General features: G+C 33.4%; 14 protein-coding genes. All 14 read right to left on the reverse strand.

The window, feature by feature from the left end; all coding sequences use genetic code 11:
• Positions 1-386: 386 nt before the first annotated feature.
• On the reverse strand, positions 387-1,157 hold the full coding sequence (locus HMPREF0373_RS11195) for an ABC transporter permease subunit (protein ID WP_021739833.1): 771 nt from the start codon (positions 1,155-1,157) through the stop codon (positions 387-389).
• Complete coding sequence (locus tag HMPREF0373_RS11200) at positions 1,154-2,053, reverse strand: ABC transporter ATP-binding protein (RefSeq protein WP_044929915.1); 900 nt, start codon at positions 2,051-2,053, stop codon at positions 1,154-1,156. The genes HMPREF0373_RS11195 and HMPREF0373_RS11200 overlap by 4 nt, the downstream gene beginning before the upstream one ends.
• A gap of 1 nt (position 2,054) precedes the next feature.
• Positions 2,055-2,258, reverse strand: coding sequence for a PLDc N-terminal domain-containing protein (locus HMPREF0373_RS11205; protein WP_008393108.1), 204 nt, complete (start codon positions 2,256-2,258; stop codon positions 2,055-2,057).
• Positions 2,251-2,985 (reverse strand): MerR family transcriptional regulator, encoded by a 735-nt coding sequence (locus HMPREF0373_RS11210; protein WP_008393107.1) that lies wholly within the window; start codon positions 2,983-2,985, stop codon positions 2,251-2,253. The genes HMPREF0373_RS11205 and HMPREF0373_RS11210 overlap by 8 nt, the downstream gene beginning before the upstream one ends.
• 142 nt (positions 2,986-3,127) lie before the next feature.
• Entirely contained in the window at positions 3,128-3,316 is a 189-nt protein-coding gene (locus HMPREF0373_RS11215) for a hypothetical protein (RefSeq protein ID WP_021739834.1), read from the reverse strand.
• 179 nt (positions 3,317-3,495) lie between these two features.
• Entirely contained in the window at positions 3,496-4,500 is a 1,005-nt protein-coding gene (locus HMPREF0373_RS11220; protein ID WP_021739835.1) for a HAMP domain-containing histidine kinase, read from the reverse strand.
• The gene (locus tag HMPREF0373_RS11225) at positions 4,497-5,156 is read right to left on the reverse strand and encodes a response regulator transcription factor (RefSeq protein WP_044964120.1); all 660 of its coding nucleotides are present in this window, start codon (positions 5,154-5,156) and stop codon (positions 4,497-4,499) included. Before HMPREF0373_RS11225 ends, HMPREF0373_RS11220 begins: the two co-directional genes overlap by 4 nt.
• Positions 5,157-5,214: 58 nt before the next feature.
• The gene (locus tag HMPREF0373_RS11230; RefSeq protein WP_021739837.1) at positions 5,215-7,182 is read right to left on the reverse strand and encodes an ABC transporter permease; all 1,968 of its coding nucleotides are present in this window, start codon (positions 7,180-7,182) and stop codon (positions 5,215-5,217) included.
• Positions 7,172-7,942, reverse strand: coding sequence for an ABC transporter ATP-binding protein (locus tag HMPREF0373_RS11235; RefSeq protein WP_003061398.1), 771 nt, complete (start codon positions 7,940-7,942; stop codon positions 7,172-7,174). Before HMPREF0373_RS11235 ends, HMPREF0373_RS11230 begins: the two co-directional genes overlap by 11 nt.
• A 166-nt stretch (positions 7,943-8,108) precedes the next feature.
• A complete protein-coding gene (locus HMPREF0373_RS11240) occupies positions 8,109-8,339 on the reverse strand; it encodes a hypothetical protein (protein WP_021739838.1) in 231 nt (76 codons plus the stop codon).
• Positions 8,340-8,370: 31 nt separating this feature from the next.
• Positions 8,371-8,796 carry a hypothetical protein gene (locus tag HMPREF0373_RS11245; protein WP_008393101.1) on the reverse strand — a complete coding sequence of 142 codons (426 nt, stop codon included), beginning with the start codon at positions 8,794-8,796 and terminating at the stop codon, positions 8,371-8,373.
• A 23-nt stretch (positions 8,797-8,819) separates the two neighbouring features.
• Positions 8,820-9,233, reverse strand: coding sequence for a hypothetical protein (locus HMPREF0373_RS11250; protein WP_008393100.1), 414 nt, complete (start codon positions 9,231-9,233; stop codon positions 8,820-8,822).
• Positions 9,230-9,433 (reverse strand): helix-turn-helix transcriptional regulator, encoded by a 204-nt coding sequence (locus tag HMPREF0373_RS11255; protein WP_039930565.1) that lies wholly within the window; start codon positions 9,431-9,433, stop codon positions 9,230-9,232. Before HMPREF0373_RS11255 ends, HMPREF0373_RS11250 begins: the two co-directional genes overlap by 4 nt.
• Positions 9,434-9,533: 100 nt before the next feature.
• On the reverse strand, positions 9,534-10,167 hold a 634-nt coding region (locus tag HMPREF0373_RS11260), incomplete at its 5' end, for a conjugal transfer protein (protein WP_021739839.1).

Below are 10,167 nucleotides of genomic sequence, written 5' to 3' on the forward strand. Positions count from 1 at the left end.
TTCGATACACCCTCTTATTGGACGCTTACCCTCTTTCCGCACCATATAGGGAACGGCAGGTGTGATTTGCTAAGTTGAAACCGAAAAAATTTAAAAATTTTTTTAGGCATGAAAAAAGCCCGCACAAAACATATAGTTTTATACGAGCTATTAAAGCTATAAAATATTCAGTTTTTAATAAAAAGCTGTTAGGTAGTGTATGATTGTATAGAATTTCGCTTAAAATGTTCCATAATACAATCCCCCTTAAAGCACCTTAATAATGTTAGTGTAGTTTTGAAAGGAAACTGTTATAAAAATCAAATCACATATTTTTTCCACCTATGCCAATTAAAATAAATAATCATCAAAAAGTAATATAATAATATAACTTGAAAGTCTAAACATTATAACTGTTTTCTATTCATTACAGTAATACTTACAATCAAACAAATAACGACCAATAAAATAGTTATAAGGACTGCAATTCCATAATCTTCAATAGATTTAGTACCAATCAGCAAAGAAGCACTTTCCATTAGAGTAGTCGGAGTGTATTTCCAAGCTTTAGGAAAAAAGCTAATAAGATACACACCTAGAACACTGCCACCAGTCCCTAAAAGCACTCCCGTATAACTTTTAACAAGAACGGAAAATAAAACAATAAGACCTATTATCCATACCCCAAACAACCACCAATATACCATAGCAGGCAGTAGTCCAACAGCAATACTGTTATCCCAAAAAAAGGCGTTATATCCATAAGTTACAGCAAAGCATAACAAATACCCAATCGTCCACATTGTAAACATCACAAAAAATTTTGCAAATACTACTTTATAGCGAGATAGTCCTTTAGTTAAAATAAGTATAAGAGTATTTGTTTCATATTCCTTTGTAAATATTCCGCTATACAGAAACACAAATACAATTAACGCAATAGGAATGTTTTTGAAAAACTGTGTCCACGACGTAAGAGCATTCACTGTAACTTCTGTAACCATCATTCCCTGTTCTGCCAAAGAATCAGAAAGCGTTTCTAACATCCACGGCGTAAGTTTTGCAATTGCTGGATTCATAATGCCAAAAATCAAAAACAGAATACAGAAAAATGTAAGTTCTCCACTTCTGATACATTCAAAAACTTCTTTTTTTAAAAAAGCAATAAACGATTTCACTTTGACACCACCTCCATAAATAGAGATTCTAGTGAGGGTTCAACACGCTCGATTTTAGAAATTAATATTTTATGTTCTGTAATAAATTCAAGCACTTCAAACATTTTAAATTGTTCGCCCAAGAATAAAAGAGTATCTTTTGCGGTTAATTGAGCGTCTGTGAATACACTAGAAAGATATTCAGCGTCGTCTGCTTTTATTGTTTCCACAATAAATTCGTGTGAAGAACACACATTTTTTAAATCGGCAACTGCTCCTTGCATAGCTATTTTTCCATTATTTAAAAAAGCAACATCTGTGCAGATTCGTTCAACATCAGATAAAATATGTGTTGAAAACAATACCGTTGTCTGTTTTTTGGAAGAAAGTAGAATATCAAGTATCTCCTTTCTTCCAATCGGGTCGAGTGCAGAAGTCGGTTCATCACAAATCAAAATTTTGGGGCGTCCAAGAAGTGCTTGTGCAATCCCAAGTCGTTGCTTCATTCCCCTTGAAAACCCTCTAATACGATGATTTTCTTTGGAAAGACCAACAAGAGTTAAAAGTTCATCACTTCTTTTTTCAATGTCGTTTTTTCCCATTTCCAAACTTTCTCCACATAATCTAAGATATTCTCTTGCTGTCATAAAGGAGTAAAACTCTGGAACATCAGGAAGATACCCAATATAACGATTAGTTGCAGTTTGTCCGTATTTTACCCTTTCACCAGATACAAATACTTCACCCCTGTCCGACTTTAGAAGCCCTAAGATTATTTTCATTGTTGTTGTCTTGCCAGCACCATTTTCCCCTACAAAACCAAAAACACTATGTTCGGGTACAGATAAATTTAACCCTGTCAAAACTTCTTTATCCCCAAAATGTTTCTTTAAGTTTGTGATACGAAGCATATCCACGTTAAGAATCCTCCTTCCCAAGCAAGAAATAAAGGATAGGTCCAATAAATTGCATACCAACAATCACAACAATAAGCCATAAAGTACGATTACCTCTTTTATAGCTCTTATGAGTTAGAATATGATAAAGTGTATACGCCAGCAGGGCTAATTCTGAGATTACTAACGGTACTAAAAACGGTAAAAATTCAGTAACATTATTCATTATTTTTTTCCTCCTCTCGATAGGTTTCAACACAAAAACCATGATATCCACAACTGGTACACGTCAGTTTTCTGAGCGTCATGGAATGATTTGAAAAAATAAACTCTTTCAGATGAGGTTTAAATATCTCATGACACTGTGGACAGATATATACTATCCTTTTTGATAAAAATCGTATTATAAAAATTGCATATGGAATCGCTACCAAGATATATCCCCAAAATAACCACTGTATTCCAGTAGTAATCCATAAAATAATACTAACCCACTGAATTATATTTAGGGGAATACCTGTTATCAACAGAACTGCGTGTAACTGCTTCATTTTCTTTTTGTTTTCCATTGCATAAGCTATATCTCCGATTGATTCAACAGAGAAATTTTCTATTCCTTTCAGTGCTTTCTTTATGCCCTCTAGCATAGCAAGTTGCTCTTGTCTTTCTTTTACTTCATTTTGAAGAAGTTGCTCTTGCTTTTCAAGCAAAACAGAAATAACACTGCTAGGATTACTTTCAGATAACAATTCTCCTATGCTTTTAATTGAAATACCTGCATCACGAAGAAAGCAAATGATTTTCAGTTTTTTATAATCATCTTCTGAATAAAGTCGTCTGCCACCTTCAGAAAGTTCACTAGGTATTAAGATACCACGTTCATCATAATACTGCACTGTTCTAACAGATACTCCACAAAGCTTTGCTATTTCTCCTGTCGTATATTTTGACATAGCCTTTTCCTCCTTTCTGTTTTCATTTTATGTCATTACGTAGCGTTACAAGCAATACGTTACGTGGGGTAATTTTTTAAACTTAATGTTCTATCACATAGTTTATACTGCAAATCCGCTTCGCAGGAAGCGGGATAAACATTTAAACCTTTGTCTTTTGGGTAATCTTATAAATATATTCTTCTGGCGTAGGACGTTTATTTCCAAAATACTTTTTGAAATTTGCCTGCACCTCTGGGTCTGTACTGTTCATAGCTTCGTCAATCGTTGCTTCAATATCAGCCCGAACATCAGCAAATGATACACTGCCAGCTTTTGCACCAGCTTTCAATGCTTTTTTTATATCACGTTTTTTAGCCCTATCATGGTATCACTCCTAAATTCAATCGTCTATTACTGTAAAAAATAGTGTTCTATTAGGTGGAATTTGATTGCAAAGAATTGTACTTAAAGCTTTCCATAATGCAAGCCCACTTAAAGCACCGTATCAATGTTGGCATGGTTTTCAAATTACTCTGAAAAATTATGAACTGTTCCTTTTGGAAATGTAATGGTCAGTCTTGTATATTCTTTTTCCGTAGAAGCAATATCCAATTTCAAGCCCAACCTATCGCATAATTTTTTCGATAGATACAGTCCCATACCCGTTGCATTTGCCTTGTTTCTATTTGAACCCGTAAAACCTTTTTCAAATACACGGGATAAATCAGACGCTTTTATTCCACAACCATTATCTTCAATCACAAGCAATATATTTGTACCATTGTCTTGACTGTATATCGTCAGCTTATTTTCTTGCTTATCAAAATACTTAATCGCATTTTGCACGATTTGAGATAGAATGAATGTCAGCCATTTTTCATCAGTATAAATGACATTTTCTATGTCATGGATATTGATAATTGCTTTTCTTTCCATAAGCGAATGACGGAATTTCAGAATGACATTATGTATCACTTCGTCTAACTGCAACTGTTTTACAAAATAGTCTTTTTCCGTATTTTCGCTTCTTGCATAGTAGAGCATTTGTTCCACTAACTGAAATATTTTGTCTGTTTCTTTTTTTAATGTGTAATTTTTTGTATTGTCAAACGTCAAAGACAATGCTCCTATCGGTATTTTTATTTCATGGGCGAAACTTTCCACATATTCTTGATAGTCCTGCTTTTCTTCTGTGATTTTGCCGATTTCATCATTCATAGATTTGCAGGCTTTTTTTAGTGCGTAGTAATAGGCTTCATTTTGAAATTCTTTTGGCTTTGGTAAAACGTCTGCAATATAATAGGTTTCTTCCAGTCCATCTACTAAATCAATAATATGTTGTGAAGCGTTACGTTTCTTCCGATACAAACACCATTGAAAAAGCCCTTGTATGCTGATGAACAGAATTACCAGCAATACAACAAATAGCATATCTACACCGTAGAAAATCAAGAGAAATGCTACTAAGGCAAGAAAGAAAAGCTGAAACAATATCTCTGTTATTTTTTCTTCTAAGAATGTAAAAAAACTCACAGTTTCCAACCCTTTCCTCGTATATTTTCCAATAAATGAACAATACCGATTTCTTTCATTTTCTTTTTTAGACGAGTCATATTAACCAGTAATACATTTTCGTCTAAATAATATTTGTCGTTCCACAGCTTTTCCAATAGTTCTTCTTTGCTAATAACTTTATCTTCGTTCATAAAGAAGTAGTACAAAATACGAAATTCATTTCTTGTCAGTTCAATGCTTTGCTCTTGATATTTCAAAATGGATAAGTGTAAATCAAGGGTACAATCTTTTTTGACAAGCTCACGGAAATTGTTTGGGTTTGACAACTGCAATGCACGCTTGATCTTCTCAAGAAGAATAAGCGTATCATATGGCTTTGTGATAAAATCAATCCCACCCACTTGAATACTTTTCAATTCGTCAGCATTTGTATCTCTGCTTGTTACAAAGATAATCGGTACTGGCATGACTTGTTTTATTTTCCTGCATACTTCATAGCCATTCTCATACGGCAGGTTAATATCAAGCAGAACCAGTTCTATGGAATATTGCTTTAATTCATCTGTCAGGTTTCCAAAGTCAGTCAATAAAACTGTTTCATATCCTTGTGTGTTCAATAATTTAGAAAGCTCCAAACGAGTGATTTCATCATCTTCGATAATTGCTATTCTCATTTCAACACCCCCTTGATTTACCATTATAATAATTCCACAGCAGGAGAGCTAGAAAAATCTAACTCGCCTCATTGATATTTCGTTTGAAACCGATATACGTTGCTATCCAGTAAATACTATAAATTAGGAAGAAGATAATTAAATTCAAGCCAAAGTACATTAGATAAAGGTGTTTATCTCCCAAAATTTGTTGATACACATTATTCAATGACGACATCATCACGAAAGAACATAATATTGCTGATATTGCAGGGACACAAAATAATATCAATAATTGTTTTCTGATTGTCTTAAATAGCGACTTGTCATTTATTCCTAATCTTCGCAAGGTCAGGTAGCGATATTTGTATTTAGTAGAGTCGCTCAATGATTGAACTGCCAAAATTGTCCCTACTGCGGAAATCAAGATAAATGCAATATACATAAACAGACTGACTACTATTGCAACCATTGCTTTTTGTTGTTCTATTTCTGCACCTCTTACGTTTACTCTATACGATTCGTCATTTATTTCTCCATTTTCATCAACCTTTACTAATTGATGTTGCATATCTTCTTTTATCTTATTTTCTAATTCTGCGTCTGTATCTTCTTTTGTATCTATAATCAAATGATTTTCTGATACTTCAAGTCCTTGAACATATTTATCTGGAAGTACAACAACAAATCTGCCAGTATTAGTTATAGAGTTCCAATAAGACTTAGTGTCATATCCTTTTAATTTCAAATTTTTATTTGCTACTGTTATGGTTTCAATATCTTTGTTATCTTCAACCTCATATGCAAACTTGCTATTTGTAACTATATAGTATTCGTTATCATTTAAAGAAAGCAACGGCATCTTTCTTAATTCTAGTAATCTATTATAATCACTTAACTTCAAGACTGGGTCAAAATCATAATATTCTGATTGGAAAAAATTTTGTACCTGATGATTCGGCTCTTTATAAATGTCGTACTCAATGGTATTATCAATCGTATATTCTTCTTCAATTACTCGAATATATTCATCAAATACCTGCTTATCATCAAAGAGTTGTACATCATATGGTGCATTTAAATTCACGCTGATATCATACGAAGCTTTGTTGATACTAGAATAATTCAGAGCCAGCAGTGAAATTAAAATCAACATAGACAATGTACCAAATGTGAAGCTCATTGTTCTTGCTTTAGAAGCAAATGTTCTTGCTACAAACAGATTATCATTTTGATATTTCATTTTTTTATTCTTTAACAAAACAGTCAAGAACATATCTGCACAAGTTGTAGATATACCATAAATGCTGATAATCAACATGATTACGCTTACCATCAAATAGGTAAGTGTTTCTTGCTTATTAAAATTATCCATAGTACAACGTGAATTCCAGAGAAAAAGAGAAATCGCACCAAGAATAATACTTAAAACAAAAATGACATTTCTTTTTTTACTGTCACGGAACATTTTCTTTTCATTTTGTTTATCAAAGTAAAGAAAATCACGTATCGTCATTTTACTTATTCTTCTTAATAGATTAAGTAAAACCAAAACATAAATAGTTAAAAAATAAATTATCAATAGTCCAATAGAAACAAAATTCAAAGAAATAAAGAGAGTTTTTGGAATACCCAGTAAGTTTACAATTACTAACGACACAAACTGGCTGAATAAAAAGCCAATAGGAATAGCTAATACAAATGCTAAAATTCCCAACAGTATATTTTCAATTATAACTAAGTGGGCAATTTCTTTTTTCTTAATACCAAGAAGCATATATGTTCCTAATTCTTTACTTCTTTTTTCAAACATAAATTTCGTTGTATAGTTGATCAAAAAGCATATCACAAAAATAATAAGGATATTTACAGCGAACAATGAATTCTTAAATGCATCCATACTGGAACATAACTTTACAATTTCATCAGAACTTGCCACCAAATTAAAAGCAAATATAAGAGAAAAGGATGCAGTAACGGTTATCAGATAAATCAAATAATCTTTAATATTTCTTTTTGTATTTCTATACGCTAACTTACCTAACATTTCCCACTTCACCTCCGAGCAAGGTTAATATATCCAGTATTTCATTGAAGAAATCTTTTCTGCTTTTTTCCCCTCTGAAAATTTCATTGAATATTTTACCGTCTTTCAAGAACAAAATACGTTCACAGAAAGACGCACTAAACGGGTCATGTGTTACCATTAAAATAGTAGCCTGCATTTTCTTGTTGATTTCAGACATTGTTTCCAGTAATAATCTGGAAGCTTTTGAGTCCAAAGCTCCCGTCGGTTCATCAGCTAAAATCAGTTTCGGTTCATTGATTAAGGCTCTAGCACAAGCACAACGCTGTTTTTGTCCGCCAGAAACTTCATAAGGAAATTTCGATAAAATATCACGAATACCCAATTTATCGGCGATAGCATGAACTCTTTTCTCAATATCAGTAGGGTTCTGTTTGTTGATAACCAATGATAAAGAAATGTTTTCTCCAATCGTTAAAGTATCTAAAAGGTTGAAATCTTGAAAAATGAACCCTAGATTTTCACGTCTGAAATCAGCAAAATCTTTATCCTTGATTTTGGTAATATCTTGATTATTGACTGTAATGTGTCCGCTGGTTACAGTATCAATCGTAGAGATACAGTTTAATAGGGTAGTCTTTCCAGAACCACTAGCTCCCATGATTGCGACAAATTCGCCCTTATCTACATACATAGAAATACCGTCTACTGCCTTTGTGATATTTCCAGAGTTACCCCCGTAGTATTTTTTTACTTGCTCTAAATTTAAAATGTGTTCCATTAAAAATCGCTCCTTTCTTCCTGCCACATTTATTTGTTTTGGAATACAATTAAATTATAGCAAGGGCAGTATTCAATTACACTTACAGTTTTGAAAGTAAACAGAGAGTAAAAGAGCCGTGATAATGCAGATCACAATTCTGTGAAGCATTTCCACGACCCTTTTATTATAATTTTACCTTTGTCTTTTTCGTAATGGTATAAATGTATTCCTCTGGTGTAGGGCGTTTATTTCCAAAATACTTTTTGAAATTTGCCTGCACTTCTGGGTCGGTGCTGTTCATAGCTTCATCAATCGTTGCTTCAATATCCGCCCGAACATCAGCCAATGATACACCGCCAGCTTTTGCTCCTGCTTTCAAGGCTTTTTTAATATCTCGTTTTTTAAGTCCTATCATAGTATTACCTCATCATAATTTAGCGAATGTTTTAAAAATGTTTTTCAAAATGTTTATACAGAACAATCCCTAAAAATGTTTGCAGTAGGAATAACCCAAAGATAACTCCTATAATCCAAGCTTCAATATGAAGTAACGCAAATACAAACGCAACAAACAAGTACACGAAGGTCATTATCTGATACACTAAAGAACCAGCTTTCATTCTTAAAAATACTTTTCTTTCATCAACATTATTGATGTGATTTTCTCTATTTATATTTTCCAATTTTTCTTTATTTTTTGGCATTTCATAATAACAAATTTTCAATAATTGAACACCAGAAGCAAAAGCTAAACCAAGCCCTATTGCATAAAAAAGTGTAGAGTAGTAGTCAGTATCAATAACGAAATATCCAAAACATATAAAGATTATGCCTATAATAATTTCAATGATAAATGGTAATTTTTTCTTCATTGTTAATTCCACCTTTCAAAAGACTACATTTTCTTATCTAAATAACGAGCTGTTATAACCCATGTGATTTGTCCGATAGCAATAACTCCTACTATCGAAAAAAATACAACTTTACTCATATATCCCATAAAGATAAGAGCAAATAATACAAGAACCAATAATGTAAGTGTTACTTTATAAGCATTCGCAAGAGAAGCATTAGTAATTGCGATATTTCTTTCATCATTTTCTAATATTTGCATTTCTTTTGTCGGCTTACTGAATATATCACACCCCATTAAAATCAATATTATTCCAATAAGTGTTGTACCATAGACAACCAAATCTGGACGAGGTACAGGTAATAGTTGATGTACTCCTAAACCATAAGTTAGTAAACCACCTAAAAGAACTATTACACCGACAAATAATTCTACTTTTTGTATCTTATGCTTCATTTACTTTCCTCCTCATAAATAAAAATTTCTTCAATGCTCATTTGAAAGTACCTTGCAATTTTAAAGGCTAACATAATAGAGGGATTGTAGCGTCCATTTTCTAAAGAGCCTATTGTTTGACGAGATACTTCAAGAGCAGTCGCTAAATCTTCTTGTTTAATACCTCTTTGTTTTCGTAATTCTTCTAAACGATTTTTCACAACATACCCCTTTCTTGAACGAATGGAAAGTTTACTTTCCTTTTCTAATCTTATGATACTCCTGCGAGCAAAGAATGTCAAGCAAACTTTCCATATTTTATTAACCTACAATCTTCCAGTTGCTATCCTTATGTAATACAAGCTCATACTGCGATACTTGCGTCGCTTTTGTCTGATTATCAAGGAACTTCACGGCAACCTTGACTTTTACATTGTCGCCGTCCTTTATAAAGATAGGGTTTACCAATTCAGAATAAAAGTAGTCCCTGCCGATAGGTTCAAGCACATTTCCCGATACATAGTAAGCAAGTTCTTTTTCTGTAGCTGTCGGGTAGAGCTTAAAGAATGTTTCCAAAAATGAGGTAGCGTCATTTACGGTATCAGCGTCCACGCTTGCGTCTGCTTCTGGTGTCTTTGGCTCATAGTCTGATTTCTCGATTGCTGGTGCAAGGGTAGGGTTCTGAACGATTACCATATCCCCGTCAGCGTCCACATGGACTTTTACGGTATAGGTTGCCGTGACATTACTTGTCTGTTCTCCCTCTTTTATCTGCTGATCTACTTCGTAGGTAGCAGAAAAAGTGTCCGTTCCCGACTGCTCGATATGCCATACAATCACATCTGTAACCGTGGAACTGGTCGGTATATCGGTTCTAATGGTATCCACATTCAAGTCCTGCAATTCCTTTGTCAGATAACCGTTGATTGCCTGCGTTCTTGCTTCAATCGCTTCT

Source organism: Eubacterium ramulus ATCC 29099 (genome assembly GCF_000469345.1).
GTDB classification, from domain to species: domain Bacteria; phylum Bacillota; class Clostridia; order Lachnospirales; family Lachnospiraceae; genus Eubacterium_I; species Eubacterium_I ramulus.

Coding starts and splice junctions, on each gene's coding strand:
- HMPREF0373_RS11205 (WP_008393108.1), bottom strand. CDS start 2,258: ATGAATAATGTTACTGAATTTTTACCGTTTTTAGTACCGTTAGTAATC.
- HMPREF0373_RS11210 (WP_008393107.1), bottom strand. CDS start 2,985: ATGTCAAAATATACGACAGGAGAAATAGCAAAGCTTTGTGGAGTATCT.
- HMPREF0373_RS11225 (WP_044964120.1), bottom strand. CDS start 5,156: ATGAGAATAGCAATTATCGAAGATGATGAAATCACTCGTTTGGAGCTT.
- HMPREF0373_RS11230 (WP_021739837.1), bottom strand. CDS start 7,182: ATGTTAGGTAAGTTAGCGTATAGAAATACAAAAAGAAATATTAAAGAT.
- HMPREF0373_RS11235 (WP_003061398.1), bottom strand. CDS start 7,942: ATGGAACACATTTTAAATTTAGAGCAAGTAAAAAAATACTACGGGGGT.
- HMPREF0373_RS11240 (WP_021739838.1), bottom strand. CDS start 8,339: ATGATAGGACTTAAAAAACGAGATATTAAAAAAGCCTTGAAAGCAGGA.
- HMPREF0373_RS11245 (WP_008393101.1), bottom strand. CDS start 8,796: ATGAAGAAAAAATTACCATTTATCATTGAAATTATTATAGGCATAATC.
- HMPREF0373_RS11250 (WP_008393100.1), bottom strand. CDS start 9,233: ATGAAGCATAAGATACAAAAAGTAGAATTATTTGTCGGTGTAATAGTT.